This window comes from Huaxiibacter chinensis, assembly GCF_022171985.1.
GTDB lineage: Bacteria > Pseudomonadota > Gammaproteobacteria > Enterobacterales > Enterobacteriaceae > Enterobacter > Enterobacter chinensis_A.
Genome location: NZ_JAJVHF010000001.1, coordinates 610,258 through 631,559, shown reverse-complemented (window position 1 = coordinate 631,559; position 21,302 = coordinate 610,258). Strand labels below are relative to the sequence as shown.

17 protein-coding genes are annotated in these 21,302 nt (G+C 54.9%); 11 read left to right on the top strand and 6 right to left on the bottom strand.

Going from position 1 to position 21,302, the window contains the following annotated elements; all coding sequences use genetic code 11:
* Positions 1–359: 359 nt before the first annotated feature.
* Entirely contained in the window at positions 360–863 is a 504-nt protein-coding gene (dps, locus tag LZP96_RS03075; RefSeq protein WP_064325431.1) for a DNA starvation/stationary phase protection protein Dps, read from the bottom strand.
* A 301-nt stretch (positions 864–1,164) separates the two neighbouring features.
* Positions 1,165–2,052 (bottom strand): threonine/homoserine exporter RhtA, encoded by an 888-nt coding sequence (gene rhtA, locus LZP96_RS03070; RefSeq protein WP_064325432.1) that lies wholly within the window; start codon positions 2,050–2,052, stop codon positions 1,165–1,167.
* 353 nt (positions 2,053–2,405) lie between these two features.
* On the opposite strand from rhtA, the gene ompX reads away from it, so the two are divergent.
* Complete coding sequence (gene ompX / locus LZP96_RS03065) at positions 2,406–2,924, top strand: outer membrane protein OmpX (protein ID WP_064325433.1); 519 nt, start codon at positions 2,406–2,408, stop codon at positions 2,922–2,924.
* A 66-nt stretch (positions 2,925–2,990) separates the two neighbouring features.
* On the opposite strand, the gene LZP96_RS03060 is transcribed toward ompX, so the two are convergent.
* Both LZP96_RS03060 and mntS read right to left on the bottom strand, forming a co-directional pair.
* Positions 2,991–4,574, bottom strand: a complete 1,584-nt coding sequence (locus LZP96_RS03060; RefSeq protein ID WP_064325434.1) for a phosphoethanolamine transferase — start codon at positions 4,572–4,574, stop codon at positions 2,991–2,993.
* A 279-nt stretch (positions 4,575–4,853) separates the two neighbouring features.
* Positions 4,854–4,982, bottom strand: coding sequence for a manganase accumulation protein MntS (gene mntS, locus LZP96_RS03055; protein WP_064325435.1), 129 nt, complete (start codon positions 4,980–4,982; stop codon positions 4,854–4,856).
* Between the two features lie 183 nt (positions 4,983–5,165).
* Between mntS and mntR the strand changes: the two genes are divergently transcribed.
* From mntR to LZP96_RS03010, 9 genes are all read left to right on the top strand, one after another.
* Positions 5,166–5,639 (top strand): manganese-binding transcriptional regulator MntR, encoded by a 474-nt coding sequence (gene mntR, locus LZP96_RS03050; protein WP_064325436.1) that lies wholly within the window; start codon positions 5,166–5,168, stop codon positions 5,637–5,639.
* A complete protein-coding gene (locus tag LZP96_RS03045) occupies positions 5,636–6,745 on the top strand; it encodes an SLC13 family permease (protein WP_064325437.1) in 1,110 nt (369 codons plus the stop codon). The genes mntR and LZP96_RS03045 overlap by 4 nt, the downstream gene beginning before the upstream one ends.
* 100 nt (positions 6,746–6,845) lie before the next feature.
* Positions 6,846–7,943, top strand: coding sequence for an HlyD family secretion protein (locus LZP96_RS03040; RefSeq protein ID WP_064325438.1), 1,098 nt, complete (start codon positions 6,846–6,848; stop codon positions 7,941–7,943).
* A complete protein-coding gene (locus LZP96_RS03035) occupies positions 7,940–9,511 on the top strand; it encodes a DHA2 family efflux MFS transporter permease subunit (RefSeq protein WP_064325439.1) in 1,572 nt (523 codons plus the stop codon). Before LZP96_RS03040 ends, LZP96_RS03035 begins: the two co-directional genes overlap by 4 nt.
* A complete protein-coding gene (locus LZP96_RS03030) occupies positions 9,511–11,034 on the top strand; it encodes an efflux transporter outer membrane subunit (RefSeq protein ID WP_064325440.1) in 1,524 nt (507 codons plus the stop codon). The genes LZP96_RS03035 and LZP96_RS03030 overlap by 1 nt, the downstream gene beginning before the upstream one ends.
* A gap of 106 nt (positions 11,035–11,140) precedes the next feature.
* On the top strand, positions 11,141–12,175 hold the full coding sequence (locus LZP96_RS03025) for an aldo/keto reductase (protein ID WP_064325441.1): 1,035 nt from the start codon (positions 11,141–11,143) through the stop codon (positions 12,173–12,175).
* A 164-nt stretch (positions 12,176–12,339) separates the two neighbouring features.
* Positions 12,340–13,716 carry a glycoside hydrolase family 1 protein gene (locus tag LZP96_RS03020; protein WP_064325442.1) on the top strand — a complete coding sequence of 459 codons (1,377 nt, stop codon included), beginning with the start codon at positions 12,340–12,342 and terminating at the stop codon, positions 13,714–13,716.
* Positions 13,717–13,766: 50 nt separating this feature from the next.
* Positions 13,767–15,089: a PTS sugar transporter subunit IIC gene (locus tag LZP96_RS03015; protein ID WP_064325443.1), complete on the top strand. Its 1,323-nt coding sequence runs from the start codon at positions 13,767–13,769 to the stop codon at positions 15,087–15,089.
* A gap of 16 nt (positions 15,090–15,105) precedes the next feature.
* Positions 15,106–15,822, top strand: a complete 717-nt coding sequence (locus LZP96_RS03010) for a GntR family transcriptional regulator (protein ID WP_064325444.1) — start codon at positions 15,106–15,108, stop codon at positions 15,820–15,822.
* A gap of 48 nt (positions 15,823–15,870) precedes the next feature.
* Here LZP96_RS03010 and ldtB read toward each other — a convergent pair whose 3' ends face one another.
* Positions 15,871–16,791: a L,D-transpeptidase gene (gene ldtB / locus LZP96_RS03005; RefSeq protein ID WP_064325445.1), complete on the bottom strand. Its 921-nt coding sequence runs from the start codon at positions 16,789–16,791 to the stop codon at positions 15,871–15,873.
* A gap of 222 nt (positions 16,792–17,013) precedes the next feature.
* On the opposite strand from ldtB, the gene LZP96_RS03000 reads away from it, so the two are divergent.
* Positions 17,014–18,609 (top strand): ABC-F family ATPase, encoded by a 1,596-nt coding sequence (locus LZP96_RS03000; RefSeq protein ID WP_064325446.1) that lies wholly within the window; start codon positions 17,014–17,016, stop codon positions 18,607–18,609.
* Between the two features lie 319 nt (positions 18,610–18,928).
* Here LZP96_RS03000 and LZP96_RS02995 read toward each other — a convergent pair whose 3' ends face one another.
* Positions 18,929–21,292, bottom strand: coding sequence for a glycoside hydrolase family 31 protein (locus LZP96_RS02995; protein ID WP_064325448.1), 2,364 nt, complete (start codon positions 21,290–21,292; stop codon positions 18,929–18,931).
* Positions 21,293–21,302 lie beyond the last annotated feature (10 nt).

Below are 21,302 nucleotides of genomic sequence, written 5' to 3'. Positions count from 1 at the left end.
ATTTCCTTTTATATCCACGGGGCGATCCCCTGCGGGAGCGAACGATAACATGAAAAAATCGTGCCAACTTTACAACTTATTGTTTTGCAAAGGGGATGATGTCATGTATTGCACAATGAGCGATGCATCGTCGTCGGTTTGCACCAACACGGAGCACCGTTTTGGTGCGCGCCGGGAGTGGCGCAGGCCGAGTCACCATTAAGCGTAAAATCAGGCGAGAAAACAATCTTCCGTTAACGATTGCGTGAGGTGATTATTACATTTCGTTTACTTAAGCGGGGATAAAGGCGGAAGTGGTGCACCATAAACGTGCAAAACCCCTGCCGGGCGGCAAGGGTTTGATAGTTATTCCGTATGGATTATTCGATATTAGATTCGATAAACCACAGGAACTGATCCAGATCGCGAGAGGCGGCAGTGAAGATATCAGCGGTGTCTTCATCTTTCGCTTCGCCAATGGCTTTACGTACATCGTTCGCTACGACGGCATAACGGTCAGCCAGCTCTTTCAGGTGATCCTGAACGCTATGAATATCCAGCGGGTAGCTTTTTAACGCCGTCTTGCTGTTGATCACCTGCGTGGTACCCAGCGCAACACCGCCCAGCTGAACGGCACGCTCAGCCATGGTATCCAGGTGAGTGACCAGCGCAGTACGGAAGCCATCCAGCATCTCATGGACGGCGATGAAGTTTGCGCCGCGCATGTTCCAGTGAGCCTGTTTAGTGATTAAAGAGAGATCAATGAACTGGATCACCTGGCGATTCAGCAACTCAATCGTCGCTTTCTTATCGCTGTCTGGTACATCGTTACGGGTATAAAGCAGATTAGACGCTTTCGTTTTAACCAGTTTAGCGGTACTCATAATCTCATATCCTCTTGATGATTTGTGTCCCAGGTAATTACTGGAATTCAGTATAGCACCTGATCTGAAAGCTGCCGCTTGGCTGTGCCTATCAGTTTAATAGCAAGAGGAAGGTGGATTTTATTAAATCATTGATATTTATGGCTTTGCTATATTGTGTTGCGGATGTGTCTTAATTACATCGCTTATTTCGTTCGTTGTGAAAATATTTCCTGACAAAACTAAAGTGTGTCAGGAAATAAATACAGACCCATCAGGACCGCTATTCTGCATCGCGCATGCGGTTATGCAGAACGCTGCCTTATTTAATGTCGATTTCCTTGATTTTGCTTTCCTGACGCATCGTGAGCGTCGACCCCATCGAAGCGGCAATGATTGAGCACAGCGCCAGCGTCTGGATACCTGTCAGCGTTTCGCCAAGGAAGACCATGCCTGACATGGCGGCAAGCGCGGGCTCCATGCTCATCAGCGTGCCGAAAATGCGCGTCGGCAATCGGGTCAGGGCGATCATCTCCAGAGAGTAGGGGAGCGCCGTGGACAGCACGGCGACGGCCAGGCCAACGGGGAGGATTGACCACTGCCAGATAGACTCGGTTGCTTGCGCCATCCCAAGAGGAACGAAAATAATCGCGGCAATCAGTGAGCCCAGCGCGACCGTAGCAGGGCCGTGTTCTTCCCCCGCACGTTGACCCGTAAGGATGTAAACCGCCCAGCAGGCTCCCGCGCCCAGTGCCAGCGCAGCGCCGGTCAGGTCAACGTGTGAGATGTCCTGCCCGAGAGGAAGTAAGAACCATAAGCCCAGCACGGCCAATACCACCCAGACGAAATCGACCGGACGGCGTGAGGAGAACAGCGCAACGGCCAGCGGGCCAGTGAACTCGAGGGCCACGGCAATGCCCAGCGGCACGGTCTGAATAGAGAGATAGAAAAGATAGTTCATTGCCCCCAGCGACAAGCCGTAAAACAGCAGCGGCAGGCGTTGTTCTTTTTTAAAGCGGAGCCGCCAGGGTTTAAATATCACCACCAGGATGATGGTCCCCAGCGCAATACGCAATGCCGTCACACCGGGCGCGCCGACCAGCGGGAAAAGCGATTTTGCGAGAGATGCGCCACTCTGAATAGAGAGCATGGCAATCAGTATCACAACGATGGGCAACCAGACCGGCGCTTTGCGAGACAACCCAGGCATCCTTTCTCCTGTCAATTTTTGTCAAAGGAAGTAAAAGAGGCAGTGTAATGGAATTAAACCGAAGCCGTTGAGACTTTGTTGAAAAAAAAAGCCGCCGAAATCCGTAAAATGAGCCATGATTGTTGGATTATTAAGCGTTTAATTTAGGAATAATCTGGATGAATGTCTTATCCATGACGCGCAAAATCCGCTTAATAGTCTAAAATTTTTTGTGATTTGAAAGAGATAACCCCGCCTGGAAACGTTCTGTTACATCAAAGGTTGGGTTAGACATCGCGAATGACAAAGAGTTTCACAAGATTTTTTGATATATTTAAAACTTACGGATTACTTGAAGCACATTTGAGGTGGTTATGAAAAAAATTGCATGTCTTTCAGCTTTGGCCGCAGTTCTGGCTGTCTCCGCAGGTACTGCTGTAGCTGCTACTTCTACCGTTACCGGTGGTTACGCTCAGTCCGATATGCAGGGCGTAATGAACAAAACCAACGGTTTCAACCTGAAGTATCGTTACGAGCAGGATAACAACCCGCTGGGCGTAATCGGTTCTTTCACTTACACCGAGAAAGATCGTTTTGAAGACGGCGCTTACAACAAAGGCCAGTACTACGGCATCACCGCTGGTCCAGCTTACCGCCTGAACGACTGGGCAAGCATCTACGGTGTTGTAGGTGTTGGCTACGGTAAATTCCAGCAGACTGAAAACGAAAGTCTGAACCGCTCTGCAACCAACAGCGACTATGGTTTCTCCTATGGCGCAGGTATGCAGTTCAACCCAATCGAAAATGTTGCACTGGACTTCTCTTACGAGCAGAGCCGTATCCGCAACGTTGACGTTGGCACCTGGATCGCAGGCGTAGGTTACCGTTTCTAATCACTTCGGTAAGCTAATAAAAAATCCGCCCAACGTGGCGGATTTTTTTTATCTCAATTCTCTCTTCTAGCGGCTTTTGGTCGCGAAAATATCCGTGCCCAGATGCGCGTATTCAACCTTCTGCAGCTTGAAGTTAGTGACGTAGACCGGCGGCGCTTTTTTGCTGGATACAAAGGGATACTGATTAGCAATTTCTTTTGCAGAGATCCCCGTCCACTGAGAGAAGAAGCTCAGGAAATCGTTCGCCGAACGACGCGCCTTGATGATGCGATGCGTTTTATCGTCACTGGAGATCACCATAAAGGGCACCTGGAAATTCTGCTGGAACTTGTCGTCATGGGCGAGATACTGCACCGCTTTCCCGCGCTCCTTAAACGCCAGCCCATGATCGGAAAAGTAGACCATCGAGAAGCTATCGCCCGAATTTCTGAGCTGATTGTATAACTGGCTCAGAAGCTCGTCGGTCTGCGTCATGGTATAGAGGTAACACGAGGTCTCCTTCGACTGCACGAATTCCGCGTATTTCCCCCCCGTACGATCGCAGGCCTGAGGATGTGACCCCATCAGATGCAGAACGATCAACTGCGGCTGCGTACGTTGCGTGGCGAATACCTGCGCGGTCATTTTTAACAGCGCGTCATCTTTGGTGTTTTTATCCGCCTCGAAGTCGCCGCTTTTCAGGAACTGCACTTCATCGGCTCGTTTAGCAATACTGGCGATGGCCGTATCGTACTCACCAATTTGCCCCTGGTTTGAAAACCACCAGCTCTGGAAACCGGCACGGTTAGCCAGCGTGACGAAGTTGTCCTGATACTGCGGCTTGCCGTCGACGACGCGGTTTAAGGTTAACCCGAGCGACTTTTGCGTCGATCCGCTGGCGGCGACGTAATCGGTAAATAAGGTCCCGTTAACGGAACTGGCGAATGGCGTGTTATTCCAGTGTCCGCCAAAGGCCCCCAGTGCGTCACGGCGCGCGCTTTCACCTATCACCACCACATAGGTATGGTATTTCGGTTTCACCGCCAGCACGTTCCAGGTGTCTTTCATATTGGACAGCGCGGTCATTCGCGCCTGTTCATCGATAACTTCTTTATTATTCACCACCACGTCTTTAACGAAGCGAAAAACGGGGTAGCCGGTATCTTTCAGCTTAAAGACGCCGCCCCAGGCCAGGTTTTGTAGTGGAGCAACAAAAAAGACGGCCACGCTGAAGGCAAGGCACAGGCTATCGATCATGTTCCAGCTTTTATCCCCGGTCACTTTGCGACGCAGTGCAATCACGCCAAGGGCAAAGATGAACAGACCGATGACATAGCTATACCATGGGAAGATCGTCAGGATTTCCGTGGACTCTTCCATATTGGTGGAGTGGAGCGCCAGCACCGTATTGAAGTTGGGCGAACCATAAGCCTGACCAAAGGGATAATACATGGCCGCAATCAGGGAGCACATGCCAACCAGCGCTTTTTGCACGCGCGGCATGCTGCGCCAGAGGAGATGCAAAATGCAGGTGAACGCGACGGCATAAAGCAGGCTAAACGGGTAGCCAAGCGCAAGGTTAATCAGCAAGGATTGTAAAAAATAGAATCCCGTCCACGGGTTTAAGGCCCGACTGCGGGAAATAAGCGTTTCTTTTAAGGTTAAATTCATAGGTCACTATCATGAAAACGCCATGCGCTCACCCTGGCGTCGAGGGTCAAAGCCTGCCTGACAGTGCGTGTAGAGGGAATGAGGGTCCGCTTCAGCGAGCCGCAACGGGTGCAGGGCTGCAAGAAGATAGAGCCAGTCAGTCTTCAGGTCAACAGTTGTTAACGGTTGTTTTGGGAGAGGGATTACAAATCGGCGAAAAAGATCGGCAATGAGGCGGCCAGAGGCCAGTTTACCGGTGAAATATGACAGGAAAAAGAAGCGGCGTGCCGCGACGCCGCGTTAGCGTGAAGGTTTATCGTTCTGCTGCGGTTTGCCGTTGAACATATCGCACAACATATTGATCAGCATTAAACGCACGGTAAAGGGAGAATGGGTAAACACGTGGAGACACCTCTTAAATTCGTTCATATGACCTCCTGATTTCTGATCCCTTCGATCCGTGAAGGGTGACTGCATTACATACAGATATAGCATAGGCTATATTACTTAGCTACGGCTATTTCGTTATATTTTTGTGCTTGTAGAGGGATGGTTTACACTATGCGCTCTCGTCCTATGACGACGGACGCGCCACCACACTGAGGAAGCTGAATGAACAGTCGCGCAGGTAAGCCCACTACAAAAAAAAAGACGCAACTGGTTAATGTTGAAGAGCACGTTGAAGGGTTTCGCCAGGTACGCGAAGCGCACCGCCGCGAACTGATTGATGACTACGTTGAGCTGATTTCGGATCTCTTCCGGGAAGTCGGCGAGGCCCGGCAGGTGGATATGGCTGCCCGTCTGGGCGTATCGCAACCTACCGTAGCCAAAATGTTAAAACGTCTCGCCTCCGTCGGGCTGATCGAAATGATCCCCTGGCGCGGCGTGTTCCTGACGCCAGAAGGCGAAAAACTGGCGCAGGAAAGTCGTGAACGCCATCAGATAGTGGAAAACTTTTTACGCGTGCTGGGCGTCAGCGAAGAGACTGCCCGTCGCGACTCAGAAGGGATCGAACACCACGTCAGCGCCGAGACGCTGGAAAAGTTTCGTGAATTCACGCTCAAGTACGATACGCCTTCTGAATGAACATCCCCGGAGTGCAGGCTCTCGCCCGCGATCGCTTCTTCCATCTTTTAATCGTCATTGGCGTCGGGCTGAGCGTCTTTGTTCCCTTTGCGCCACGGGCCTGGCCTGACGCCATCGACTGGCACACCATCATTACCCTGAGCGGGCTGATGATGTTGACCAAAGGCGTCGAACTGAGCGGTTATTTTGATGTGCTGGGCCGCAAAATGGTGCGCCGTTTTGCCACCGAGCGGAAACTGGCGCTTTTTATGGTGCTGGCCGCAGCGCTGCTTTCGACGTTTTTAACCAACGATGTGGCGTTATTTATCGTGGTGCCGCTGACCCTGACGCTGCGCCGGCTTTGTGAGATCCCGGTGACCCGCCTCATTATCTTCGAAGCCCTGGCGGTCAATGCCGGATCGATGCTGACGCCGATTGGTAACCCGCAAAATATTCTGCTCTGGGGCCGCTCCGGGCTGTCGTTTGCCGCCTTCACCTGGCAGATGATGCCGCTGGCGCTGATGATGATGCTCTCCCTGCTTGTCGTGTGCGGATTCGCTTTCCCCAATAAAGCCCTTCATTATCACAGCGGGTCACCCACGCCGGCGTGGAAGCCGCGTCTGGTATGGGGCGCCTTGCTGCTCTATATCGTCTTCCTGACGGCGCTGGAACTGAAGTTTGAGCGGTTGGGCGTTCTGCTGGTCGCCCTGGGTTTTCTGCTGCTGGCGCGTCGGGTGCTTATCAGCGTCGACTGGACCCTGCTGCTGGTGTTTATGGCGATGTTTATTGACGTGCATCTGTTGATTCAACTGCCAGTCTTGCAGGCGACCCTGCACAGCGTCAGCGGTCTGCCGCCGTTTGGTCTGTGGCTGACGGCGATTGGTCTGTCTCAGTTTATCAGCAACGTGCCCGCCACCATTTTGCTTATCAACTATGTGCCGCCTGGGGCACTGCTGGCCTGGGCGGTGAACGTCGGGGGCTTCGGCCTGCTGCCGGGGTCGCTGGCGAATATCATCGCCCTGAGAATGGCCAACGATCGGCGCATCTGGTGGCGTTTCCATCTGTGGTCCTTGCCGATGTTGATCTGGGCCGCGGCCATTGGTTTCGGAATTATCCTTCTCATATAGTGCGTTCTTTGTCAGTTTTTCCTGGCAAATGTATAGCAACGTCCTAATTTTAGTGAACGGCATAGCGTGATGCCTTTTACTGACAGGACTGTTGTTACCTATGGCAGAAGATAACGAAAAACAAGCGGCTGACAAGCCGGAAAAGAACACCAACGAACGTAAACGACCCGGGAAGAAACCGTTAATCATCCTCGGTATCGTGGTTGTGGTGATGGTCATTGTTGCGCTGGTTTGGTGGTTTTTGACGCGCAATGAAGAGACCACTGACGACGCCTTTACCGACGGGGATGTGGTCACCATCGCGCCGAAGGCGGCGGGCTATGTCACTGAACTGCGGGTCCGTGACAACCAGCGCGTTAAAAAAGGCGACGTGCTGGTGGTGATCGACCCGCGCGATAACACCGCTCAGCGCGATCAGGCCCAGGCGCAGCTTGGCCTGGCGATGGCGCAACTGCATCAGGCGCAGGCCCAGCTGGCCCTGTCTAAAGTGCAATACCCCGCGCAGCGCGATGAAGCCAAAGCGCAGGTCATTAAGGCTCAGGCCGATCTGGCGAATGCGCAGGCGGAATACCGTCGTCAACGCGGCGTTGATCCTCGCGCGACAACCCAGCAAAGCATTGATACCGCGAACGCACAGCTCAGAAGCGCCCAGGCGGGGCTGGCCAGCGCCCAGGCTCAGCTGGAAGTCGCCCAGCAGGTGCAGCTGCAAATCCGCCAGCAGGAGACAAACGTTGAGGCCCGCGAACGTCAGGTGGATCAGGCGAAAGCGCAGCTCGAAACGGCGGAGCTAAACCTCTCCTATACCGAAGTGACCGCGCCATTTGACGGATTCGTCACCAAACGTAACGTCCAGACCGGCACCCTGGTGCAGGCGGGCACCGCGCTCTTCTCGCTGGTCTCGCCGGATGTCTGGGTCGTGGCGAACTTTAAAGAGTCGCAGCTTGAGCGCATGAAGCCGGGCGATAAGGTGACGATGTCGGTGGATGCCTGGCCAGATATGGCGCTGGAGGGTCACGTCGACAGCATCCAGCAGGGCAGTGGCGCACGTTTTTCTGCCTTCCCGGCGGAAAATGCGACCGGCAACTTTGTGAAGATTGTCCAGCGCGTTCCGGTAAAAATCGTCATTGATAAAGGTCTGGATCCGAACAGGCCGATGCCGCTGGGGCTTTCTGTCGCACCGAAGGTCACCGTCGAATGACCGATCACAGCCACGACAACTGGCGACCTGCCAGCAACCCGTGGGCGGTCGCTATCGTTGTGACCCTTGCGGTGTTTATGGAGATCCTCGACACCACCATTGTGAACGTGGCGCTGCCGCACGTCGCGGGTTCGCTCTCGTCAAGCTATGACGAATCGACCTGGGTGCTCACCAGCTATCTGGTGGCGAACGGTATTGTGCTGCCGATTTCGGCGTTTTTAAGCCGGGTGTTTGGCCGCAAGCAGTTTTTCCTGATTTGCATCGTGATGTTTACCGTCTGCTCATTCCTGTGCGGGATCGCCACAGAGCTGTGGCAGATCATTCTTTTCCGCATCATGCAGGGCTTCTTCGGCGGCGGGTTGCAGCCAACGCAACAGTCGGTGCTGCTGGATTACTTCAAACCCGAAGATCGGGGTAAAGCCTTTGGGCTCTCGTCTATCGCCATCATTGTGGCGCCGGTGCTGGGGCCGACACTGGGCGGCTGGATCACCGATAATTACTCCTGGCGCTGGGTCTTCTTTATCAACATTCCGGTCGGCATTGTCACGGTGCTGGCCATTTATCAGCTGCTGGAAGATCCGCCCTGGGAGCGCAAGTCGGAAGAAAAATTGTCTATCGACTGGAGCGGGATCGGCCTGATCGCGCTGGGGCTGGGTTGCCTGCAGGTGATGCTCGATCGCGGCGAAGATGAAGACTGGTTCTACTCAAACTTTATTCGCACCTTCGCGGTTCTGACGTTAATCGGCATCATTGGGGCGATCTACTGGCTGATGTATGCCAAAAAACCGGTGGTCGATCTGCACTGCATGAAGGATCGAAACTTTGCCGTCTCCAGCCTGCTGATGGCCGGTATGGCGATGATTCTGTACGGCAGTTCCGTGGTGATCCCTCAGCTGGCGCAGCAGGATCTGGGCTATACCGCCACCTGGTCCGGTATGGTGCTCTCACCCGGCGCCGTGCTGATCGTGCTGACCATTCCGCTGGTGCTGAAGCTGATGCCTGTGGTGCAAACGCGCTGGATTATCGCTTTTGGCTTTACCTGTCTGGCGGTGTCGTTCTTCTGGTCGCGCAATCTGACCCCGGATATCGATTTTGAAACGCTGGTGCTGTTCCGCAGCGCGCAGTCAATCGGCCTGGGCTTCCTGTTTGTGCCGCTGACGACCATTGCGTTTATCTCGATTCCCCGGCGGCTTAATGGCGATGCCGCCGCGCTGTTCACCATGTTCCGTAACGTGGCCGGATCGATAGGCATTTCCCTCTCCACGGCGGCGATTACCGAACGCGCTCAGGCGCACAGCGCGCATCTGGCTTACCACGCGTCGCCGTTTAACGAACAGTTCCAGCTGGCGATACGCGAGTCCGCGCAGGCGATTCAAAACTTCACGACGCAGGTCGGCGATCCCATGGGCATTGCGACCGGTCGGATGTACCAGACCATGATCGAGCAGTCGCGATTTTTGGCCTACATCGACGTATTTACGATATTGAGTGCGGTGGCGTTACTGCTTATACCGTTTTGTTTGTTGCTTTCGCCGGTGAAGAGTGAAGGCAGTGCAGGAGCACATTGATGATTGACCCTCGTTTGGCATCCCTGATTTTACTCACGACCCTGACAGGGTGTTCAGTGGGACCGGACTATCAGCCCCCCGCGCCGCAAACGCCTACGAACTGGAACGATCCGGGCGATAATGGCGTGGCGTCGAAAGTAAACACCACGGCCATCAATCCTCGCTGGTGGAAATCTTTTGGTTCGCCACAGCTCGACAGCCTGATTGAACGGGCGATTGCCGGCAACCTGTCGCTGCAACAAACCGTGCTGCGTATAGCGGGTGCCCGCGAACAGATTAACCAGGCGGGCGGGGCGTTTTACCCTTCGGTTAACGGTAATCTACAGGCCACACGTCAGCAGCTTGGGCTGGAAGGGGAGCTAAAATCCCATGGGGCGTATGACCAGCTCGATAACGTGGATCCGGAACTCAAAGGGGCGCTTGGCCCGCTCACGCAGCCTGTAAACCTCTATCAGGGCAGCTTTGATGCCCAGTGGGAAATTGACCTGTGGGGCAAGGTTCGTCGGCAGGTTGAAGCCGCCGAAGCGCAGCAAAAGGCCGCCATTGAGCAACGTAACGATGCGCTGGTGTCGCTCGAGGCCGAAGTCGCCCGCGCCTGGCTGCAGCTGCGCGGCGCGCAGAGCATTATCGCCACGCTGAACACGCAAATCGAAAGCGCGCAGCAAACCGTTGAACTGACCGAAAACCGCCAGCGCGGCGGCTTGTCGCCTCAGCTGGACGTGGAAAACGCCCGGGCGCAGCTCGGCAATCTGGAAGCGCAACTGCCGCAGTACCAGGCCCAGGAGCGCCAGGCGATGAACGGCCTGGCGATTTTGTTGGGTAAACCACCGGGGGCGCTCGACAGCGAGTTGCGCGAGGCTAAGCCGCTCCCGCCACTGCCGGATATTGTGCCGACGGGCATCCCGTCTACGCTCGCCAGGCGTCGTCCGGACGTGCGCGAGGCCGAGGCGAATCTTCACGCGGCTACCGCGCAAATTGGCGTGTCGGTGGCGCAACTCTTCCCCAGCCTGACGTTGTCCGGTCAGTTTGGCCTGCGGAACAGTGAAACCAACTGGCTCACAGACTGGAGCAGCCACTTCTACAGCGTAGGTCCCCAGGTCTCTATTCCTATTTTCCAGGGAGGCCGTCTGGTTTCCAGCGTCAAGGTCGCCCGTGCCCAACAGGGGGCGGCGGTGCTGGACTATCGCCAGACCGTGCTGACGGCGCTGGGAGACGTGGAGAACGCGCTGGTCAGTTACCGCACCGATCAGCAACGCGAAGCGGGATTAGGCAAAACCATCGACGCATTGCAAAACGCGTTTGATTTGGCCAGCGACAGCTACCGGCAGGGGATTGCCACCTTCATTGATGTGCTGGATGCCCAGCGCCAGCTTGCGCAGGCCGAGCAGCAGCGCTCTCAGGCAAAAGTGCAGAGTGCGCTCGATCTGGTGGCGCTTTACAAAGCCCTCGGCGGCGGCTGGGAGCCGTATCAACAGGTGCATCTGCCGGATTACAGCGTCTTTGGCGAGGCCCCGCGTGGCTAAGGTTCAGAGGATTGGGCAAGAAACGGACAGGAACAGCCCATTCGCAGAAGAGCGCGTGGGGGTATAACTGTCTGGCACCCAACACGAACATTGCGAGGAACGTCCCATGCGTTATCAAAAATTAGGCAACACCGGTCTGTTTGTTTCTGAGCTGTGCCTCGGCACCATGACCTTTGGCGGGGAAGACGGTATGTGGGGCAAGATTGGCCAGCTCCAGCAACACGACGCCGAGAAGCTGGTGGGGCGGGCGCTGGATGCCGGCATCAACTTTATTGATACCGCCAATGTCTACTCCGAAGGCCGTTCGGAAATCATCACCGGTCAGGCGCTGAAAAATCTGAAGATCCCGCGTGAAAACGTGGTCGTGGCGACCAAAGTGTTTGGCGAGACGGGCACCGCGGGTGTGAACTCACGCGGCAGTTCGCGCTATCACATCATTAACAGCGTGAAAGAGAGCCTGCAGCGCATGCAGCTCGATCATATCGATCTCTACCAGTTACACGGCTTTGATCCGGCAACGCCGATGGAAGAGATGCTCTATGCGCTGGATAATCTCGTGCAGCACGGTCACGTGCGGTATATCGGCGTCTCGAACTGGGCCGCTTGGCAAATCGCCAAAGCGCTGGGCATTTCCGAGCGTCTTGGGCTGGCACGTTTTGCCTCGCTTCAGGCTTATTACACAATTGCCGGGCGCGATCTGGAACGCGAACTGGTGCCGATGCTGCAAAGCGAAAACGTCGGGCTGATGGTCTGGAGCCCGCTGGCGGGCGGACTGCTGAGCGGTAAATATGGCCGCGACGGTCAGGCGGAGGCGGGCGGACGGCGTCTGGAATTTGATTTCCCGCCGGTGAATAAAGATCGCGCGTTCGACTGCGTGGACGTGATGCGGACCATCGCTGACCAAAAAGGCGTCTCGGTCGCGCAAATCGCCCTGGCATGGCTGCTTCACCAGAAGGTGGTCACCAGCGTGATCGTGGGCGCTAAACGCGTGGAGCAGCTCGATGACAACATTAACGCCACCGGCATCAGCTTGACCGACGACGAGCTGAAACAGCTGGATGCGGTCAGCGCCTTGCCGCGCGAATATCCCGGCTGGATGCTGGAGCGTCAGGGCGAATATCGCCGGAATCAACTGTCCTGATTTTCACGTAACACGTTGCGTTAAAGCCGGATCCGCACACAGCGATCCGGCTTTTTTATTTCCACACGCCTCACAAAAAACGATCCCTCTCTTTGCCTGATTTTTCATCTTTCGCTATATGACTAGTCATGAAATTTAAATGACTAGTCATATAGGGGGCAAGCATGAACCAATCATTACCAGCGAATTTTTTATGGGGTAACTCCGTTTCCAGCATGCAGACCGAAGGGGCATGGAACGAGGGCGGAAAAGGGATGTCGGTATACGACATCCGGGAAGCCGGGGAGAATGCCTCTGACTGGATGGTGGCAACGGATTCGTACCATCGCTACAGAGAAGACTTCGACCTGATGCAGGATCTGGGGATGAACTGTTATCGCTTTCAGATTTCCTGGAGCCGCGTTTGTCCTAAGGGCGATGGCGAATTTAACGACGAAGGCATCGCGTTTTACGACCGCTTTATTGACGATCTGATCGCCCGCGGTATCGAACCGATGGTGTGCCTGTATCACTTTGATATGCCGCTGGCTCTGGCGCAGGAATACAACGGCTTTACCGACCGTCGGGTGATGGAGGCGTTTGTCCGCTACGGTAAAAAGATGATCGACTGCTTCGGGGATCGGGTGAAATACTGGCTGACCTTCAACGAGCAGAATATTTTTCATATGCCGGAGGCGTTTCGCGTTTCAGGCTATATGAAAGGTGAGCAAACCCTGCGCGAACTCTACGAAATTCAGCATCACACCATGGTGGCGCATATGGCGCTGACGGAGTATCTGCATCAGGCCAAACCCGGGCAGATGATGGGGGGAATGTTGGCGCATCAGCTGATTTATCCCGCCACCTGCAAACCGCGCGATATCTTCTGTGCCCAACAGTATGACGAATTCCTGAATCAAAACCTGCTCCGCGTCTTTGCAGGACAGGGCTACAGCCCGGCAGTGATGGCGGTGGTTGAACAGCAGGGATTCAGTGATATTTACCGGGCGGAGGATTTAGCGCTGTTGGCCCGCACGCAAAACGACTTTATGGCCTTCAGCTATTACGCCAGCAAAACCCTCGACAGCGATCCGATCCCCGAAGGCACGCCGGTGAATTATTACCTCACTCACGGCGAGAAAAATAACCCCTACCTGAAAGCCACCGAATGGAACTGGCAGATCGATCCGCTGGGCTTTAGAACCATCATCACCCGCTATTACAACGACTGGCGCTTACCGGTCTTCCCGATTGAGAACGGGATTGGCGTGATCGAGTCCTGGGATGGCATAAACCCTGTCGAAGATGATTATCGTATCGACTATCACCGTCAGCATTTTATGGCGATGAAGGCCGCCATCTTTGAAGACGGCGCGCAGGTGATCGGCTACCTCGGATGGGGGTTAATCGACATCCTTAGCTCGCAGGGGGATATGCGTAAACGCTACGGCGTGGTGTATGTCAACCGCGAGAACCACGATCTAAAAGACCTGAAGCGCGTACCGAAAAAAAGCTACGCATGGTTAAAACAGGCTATTCATAGCAACGGGCGCGAGCTGTAAGCCGTACGCTGCCGGACCGTTTTTGTGACTGATTAATGGGAATCTCCGCTATGTCTGATACAAAAATCACACCTGCAATGCAGTCGTTTGTCGATAAATTTGTTGAGTTTTCAGCCCGCCTGGCGAATCAGGTGCACCTGCGTTCCCTGCGCGATGCCTTTGCCACGGTGATGCCCATTTTTATCCTCGCCGGTCTGGCGGTGCTGGTGAACAATGTGGTGTTCCCGTGGATACTGGACGGCGAAACGCTGGTGCGTTTCAAAGTCTGGGGGGATGCGATCATCAACGGCACGCTGAATATTGCGGCGCTGCTGCTGGCACCGATGATCGCCTGGTCACTGGCGCGCAATAAAGCGTTCGACAACCCGGTCTCGGCAGTGGTTATCGCCCTGAGCAGCTTTATCATCATGATGCCGATGCAGCTATCGATCCTGCCCGTCGGTAGCCAGAATCCGGTCAACGTGACGCAGGTTCTGACCTTTGCCAATATCGGTTCGACCGGAATTTTTGCCGGCGTGCTGATTGGTTTAGTGGCAACCGAAGTGTTCATCGCGATCTCTCGCCTGAAGGCGTTACGTATCTCGCTGGGGGAGAATGTCCCCCCGGCGGTAAGCCAATCCTTTACCGCGCTGATCCCAACAATCATCACCCTTTCGCTGTTTGCGATTCTGGCGGCGGTGCTTGCGAACGTCATGCACACGGATCTGATCCATTTGATCACTACCTTTATTCAGCAGCCGTTGCGGTTGATTAACACCAGCCTGCCGGGGACGATCTTTATCTACAGCTTCGGGAATTTCCTGTTTACGCTGGGTATTCACCAGTCGGTGGTCAACAGCGTCATTCTGGAACCGTTCCTGCTGATTAACACCAACGAGAACATGCTGGCGTTTGCCAACGGCCAGCCGATTCCGCATATCATCAATAACATTTTTGTCCCTACCTTCGGAATGGTGGGCGGCACGGGCAGCACGATCTCGCTGCTGATTGCGATTTTCATCTTCTCCCGTCAGCAGTCGGCCAAACAGGTGGCCCGTCTCTCTCTGGCGCCCGGGCTGTTTAATATCAACGAACCGGTGATTTTCGGTCTGCCGATTGTCTTTAACCTGCCGCTGATGATCCCGTTTGTTCTGCTGCCGGCCCTGGGGATTTACTTCGCGTGGCTGTGTACCACGCTGGGGCTGATGTCGCGCTGCGTGGTGATGATCCCCTGGACCACGCCGCCGATCCTGAGCGCCTGGCTGGCGACGGCAGGGGACTGGCGCGCCGTGGTGGTGCAGTTGGCAATCATCGTATTTGGTGTATTCTTCTACCTGCCTTTCCTCAAGATTGCGGAGCGAGTGGCGTTAAAAAACAGTGTGATAGCGGAATAACGATAAGGAACAGGCGATGGCGGCGAAGTACATCACCATAGCGCGGGAAATTAAAAAACGCATTATTAGTCAACAATATGCCGCCAACGAGCCGCTGCCAGACCAGTTTGCGCTGGCGGCGGAGTTCAGTACCAGCCGGATGACCATCCAGCAGGCGATGCGCCAGCTGATTGTCGAAGGGCTGGTCTATACCCGCCAGGGGCAGGGGACCTTTATCCGCAAAAACTTCCTGCAGCTGTCCCAGTGGGATCTCTCCGGCAGTGACTATTTTGGCGCAACCAAAACCTGGCAACATCTGGGCACCGTCAGCAGTCAGGTGGTGCATTTTGAGCTGCGTTTTCCCGACGAGAAAGAGCAGTCCTCATTGATGATCAGCGCCGATACGCCGATTTATGATTTCATCCGCCTGCGCTCCCTGAACGGCGAGCCGATGTCGCTGGATTCGACGGTGATGCCGCTGAATCTGGTGCCGGGCCTCAACAAAACCCACCTTGAAAGCTCGGTGTTCCAGTATGTGCAGGAGACGCTGGGTCTCAAAATTATGGGTTCATATCGCGTGGTGCGGGCCTTAAAACCGAACGCGCTGGATATGCAGCATCTTGTCTGCGAACAAACCGACCCGGTGCTGGAGGTGGAGCAGGTGATCTATCTGGAAGACGGTACGCCGCTGGAGTACGCCCACTGTCATTACCGCTATGACCACGGCGGGATCGTTATCGTGAATAACGGATAAAAAAAAGCGGGCTATCTGGCCCGCTTTTTGGTGGTTCAATGCTTACTATCAGTTCAGACGTACCGGCATACCGGAGCGATTCTGAATTGCCTGGTCAACAACGGTGGTTTCAACGTCAGGCTGGCTGGTGATAGCCTGCACGTTGCTACGCAGCGTAATTGGCACGATTTCGTTGTTGTTGATCTGATCTTCGCTGGTGGACAGCGGGTTGTGCACTTCGATGTAACGGCTGCCATCTGGCTCAGAGGTCGCTTTTACCGGCTCGTTAATGAACTGGACGCGGGTGCCGACCGGCACGTTATCGAACAGGAATTTGATGTCTTCATTACGCAGACGTACGCAGCCGTGGCTGACGCGCAGGCCGATACCGAAGTTAGCATTGGTACCATGAATAGCGTAGAGACGACCGATGTACAGCGCGTACAGGCCCATAGGGTTATCCGGACCGGCAGGGACTACGGCTGGAAGTGGTTCGCCAGCGGCAATGTATTCCGCATGCATTTTAGCGGTTGGCGTCCAGGTTGGACCGGCTTTCTTACGCTCAACTTTCGTCGTCCAGTTCAGCGGCGTGTCTTTACCCAACTGACCAATACCAATAGGCAGCACGATAACGGTGTTGGTGCCTTTCGGATAGTAGTACAGACGCATTTCAGCACTGTTGATCACGATGCCTTCATGAACGGTGTCCGGCAGAATCAGCTGCTGGGGAATGTTCAGCACGGTACCGGCCTTTGGCAGATAGGGATCAACGCCCGGGTTGGCTTCCAGCATGTTGGACAGGCCAAGCTGATACTGCGCGGCAAAATACTCCAGCGGCTGTGAGTTGCCTTCCGGAACAATAACCACCTGGTTTTCACCCACCAGACGGCTACCGTCGGTCGGCAGCGGATACGTCACCGCTGACGCGGTATTGCAAAAACCTACTACGGCTAACGCCGCCGCAAAAAGCGTTGATAATTTCATATTCATATTATGCGAGGTATCTTTGCCACTCTGGCGATTAGTTAATGAGTCTGAATCAGTGATGGGAGCGCATTATATGTGCATTCACCCCAACAAGGAATTCAGATGTGTACGAAATCACATTTTTTTCGATTTTGTTAAAGTTTAGCGGGAAGTCGCAACACGGGATCTCAATTCGGAATTGTGGCATAATGACGTGTTTATCACACTTTTTTGCAGGAATCCCCCGTGCTAGTTACCAGCAACATCACTATGCAGTTTGGCAGTAAGCCGCTGTTCGAAAACATTTCCGTCAAGTTTGGCGGCGGCAACCGTTACGGCCTGATTGGTGCCAACGGTAGCGGAAAATCCACCTTCATGAAGATCCTCGGCGGCGATTTGGAGCCAACGCTTGGCAACGTGTCGCTTGATCCTAACGAGCGCCTCGGCAAGCTGCGTCAGGATCAGTTCGCCTTTGAAGAGTTTACCGTACTGGACACGGTGATCATGGGGCACGGGGAGCTGTGGGAAGTTAAACAGGAACGTGACCGTATTTACAGCCTCGCTGAGATGAGCGAAGAAGACGGCTATAAAGTGGCCGATCTGGAAGTGCTGTACGGTGAAATGGACGGGTATTCTGCCGAATCCCGCGCGGGCGAACTGCTGCTGGGCGTGGGTATTCCGGTTGAGCAGCATTACGGCCTGATGAGCGAAGTGGCGCCGGGCTGGAAGCTGCGTGTGCTTCTGGCACAGGCGCTGTTCTCGAATCCCGAAATTCTGCTGCTCGATGAACCGACGAACAACCTGGACATCGATACCATTCGCTGGCTGGAGCAGGTGCTGAACGAACGTGGCAGCACCATGATCATCATTTCTCACGACCGTCACTTCCTGAACATGGTGTGTACGCACATGGCGGATCTGGACTACGGCGAGCTGCGCGTTTATCCGGGCAACTACGACGAATACATGACGGCAGCCACGCAGGCGCGTGAACGTCTGCTGTCCGATAACGCCAAGAAAAAAGCCCAGATTGCCGATCTGCAATCCTTTGTTAGCCGCTTCAGTGCAAACGCCTCTAAATCCCGCCAGGCAACCTCGCGTGCCCGTCAGATTGATAAGATCAAGCTGGACGAAGTGAAAGCGTCAAGCCGCCAGAACCCCTTCATTCGCTTCGAGCAGGACAAGAAACTGTTCCGTAACGCGCTGGAAGTGGAAGCCCTCACCAAAGGGTTTGATAACGGTCCGCTGTTCAAAAACTTCAATCTGCTGCTGGAAGTGGGTGAGAAGGTTGCCATTCTGGGCGCGAACGGCGTGGGTAAATCGACCCTGCTGAAAACCCTGGTGGGTGAATCTCAGCCGGATAACGGTACCGTTAAATGGTCTGAGAACGCGCAGATTGGCTATTACGCGCAGGATCACGAGTATGAATTCGAAAACGATCTGACCGTCTTCGACTGGATGAGCCAGTGGAAGCAGGAAGGCGATGACGAACAGGTGGTTCGCGGGATCTTAGGCCGTCTGCTGTTCAGCCAGGACGACATCAAAAAGCCTGCTAAGGTGCTGTCTGGTGGTGAAAAAGGTCGCATGCTGTTCGGTAAGCTGATGATGGAAAAACCGAATATTCTGGTGATGGACGAACCGACTAACCACCTGGATATGGAATCAATCGAATCGCTGAACATGGCGCTGGAAATGTATCAGGGCACCCTGATCTTTGTCTCTCACGACCGTGAGTTCGTCAGCTCGCTGGCGACCCGTGTGATCGAAATCACGCCTGAGCGCGTGGTGGACTTCACCGGTAACTACGAAGATTACCTGCGTACCAAAGGTATCGACAACTGATAGCCCGCTGTCTTTCGCGCGGCCGATGCGTTGACCGCACCCGCCGCGCGAAATGCTTAAGGTTAGGGGTCAAAACGATCCCCTCTCCCTGTCGGAAAGTGCTTGGGTCCAGATTGATCCCCTCTCCCTGTGGGAGAGGATTAGGGTCCAGATTGATCCCATCTCCCTGTGGGAGAGGATTAGGGTCCAGATTGATCCCCTCTCCCTGTGGGAGAGGATTAGGGTCCAGATTGATCCCCTCTCCCTGTGGGAGAGGTTAGGGTCCAGGTTGATCCCCTCTCCCTGTGGGAGAGGGTTAGGGTGAGGGCATCAGGCCGCACTACACCACCCATTCACTCCCTTCAATACCATTTACCCGCAGCGTGCGTCTCTCACCCGCCGGTAAGGTCACCTTCAGCGTTTTCCACGCCGGACGATAATCCCCACGCCCGTTAATCTTCAGGTCAATAGTTGCTCCCCCGCACACCATTTCCCATTCCACCCACAGCGCATTCCCGCTCTGGTACCCCCAGCTTTCACCATCGTCTTCAAACAGCAGGCCAGCGGTTGAACCAACCCCCTTCACCGGGAACAGTTTCAGCTCGCGGGTATCGTCCTTTTCGGCGCTGACATGCGTAATACGCTCGCTGAGCGGCAGACCGGCTCCGGCCCTGACCAGCAGCGGCAGTTTTTCCAGAGGTGCATCGCGCACGATCCATTGCCCGCCAGCGAACCACTCGTGAGTGTAAAAATCGTACCAGCCGGTAGGGTTATCCGGCAGCCAGACGCGGCGCTGACGCTGCCCGGCTTCCACCACGCTCGCCACCAGCACATCGCGTCCGAGAAGGAAATCATCGCACTCTTCGAAGGTTTGCGCGTCGTGCTCATGATCGAGGAACGTCGGGCGTAACATCGGCTCGTCGTCGGCATGTGCCTGCCAGAGCAGGGTGTAAAGATAGGGCAGAAGACGGTAGCGAAGCTCAATCGCGCTGCGGATCGCGGGGGTAACGCCCGGATACATCCACGGCTCGTTCACCGTGCGATCGTCATTCCACGAATGGATGGTAAAGCGCGGATGCATTACACCGTTTTGCACCCAGCGGACAAACAGCTCGGCATCGGGCTTATCGCCGGAGAAACCGCCCACGTCATGGCCGACGTTAAACAGTCCGGACAGGCTCATGCCCAGCCCCATGCGGGTGTTATAGCGCAGGGTGTCCCAGTTGGTACGGTTATCGCCGCTCCAGGTCTGCACGTAGCGCTGCATGCCGGCGCAGCCGGAGCGAGAGATCAGATACGGGCGTTTTTCCGGCGCGAAGCGTTGTTGCGCTTCCATGGAGGCGCGCATCATCAGCAGCGGCATCACCGGCCGGATATGCTTAATGGCAATTTCCTGGCCAAAGCCGTGACAGCGTGCTTCACCGTCCCACACTTCGAACTCGTTATTGTCATTCCACGTCGAATCGATCCCCTTTTCCAGCAGTTGGGTCGTTACGCCTTTCTGCCACCACGCCACGGTCTGCGGGTTGGTGAAGTCGAGATGGGACCCTTCATCATCCCAGAAGCTGGAACGTTCTGGCGTATCGGTTTCAGAATCACGTATGAACAACCCTTGTTCTGCCACTTCGCTATAGCGCGGGTGATCCTGTAACAGGCAAGGTTTGATATTGGCCGCCAGCTTCAGCCCCGCATCATGAAACGCCTGGCTCATCGCATTGGGCTGCGGCACTTTGTCGTGATTCCAGTTAAAGACGTAACGTTTGCCGTTGATGGAGGTATAACCCGATGAGAGCTGGAACGAATCGCACGGAATGGCGTGTTCTTCACACAGGCGAATAAAGTTCATCAGCTGGTTTTGCGCATCCGGCGCGTCGGTGTAATGCATCGTCGATCCGCTGTAGCCCAGGCTCCATTTCGGCCCAAACAGCGTTTTACCGGTCAGACGGACAAAGGCCTTTGTCACGTCCAGCACCTGCTTGCCGGTGAAGAGATAGTAATCAATATCACCCGCTTCCGCCTGCCAGCGACGGTAGGCGGTGTGGTAGTTGTCAATCTCGTTACCCAGATCCAGCCAGCTGCTGCTCAGGTTGTCATAGAAAAGACCGTAGCTCACGTCATCGCGACGGGTGAGGGTAAACGGAATATGCTTGTAGAGCGGGTCGGTGCTGACGGCGTTATAGCCCATCGCATCGAGGTTACGCATTTCATAGCGTTTGCCGTTGCGCTGTAAGTCGCCGGCTTTTTCCCCCAGACCATAAAAACGTTCGTCTTTGTGGCGGCTCAGGTAATGCGCCGCACCGTCACCGTGGGCATTCAGCAGATAGGCGCTGGTGGGTCGATCGCTTGCCAGCGCCTGCCAGATACCGGCTTCATCGCGGTGATGCCACTCGAGCCACAGCGGCTGGTGGACGGTCACACGCAGTTTTTCACTGGCGATAACCAGCGTATCGTCCTGCTGCGTGAGCGTCCATGACGGGCAGGTAAAGCCGCTAATGTCGTCGCGGTCACGTCCTTCCCACGGCACATCACTCGTCGGCGCGATGCTCCAGGTTTTGTTCAGCGCCAGCGTGCCTTTGCGCTTAATCAGCACGCGGAAGAGGTTCTCTTCCAGAACGTACAGGAACAGACGGTGCTGATTATCCACCAGCAGTTCGACATGGTGGGCTGACTGCTTATCAAGGGTCCAGTTTTTCAACGTTTTCATATGCGATACA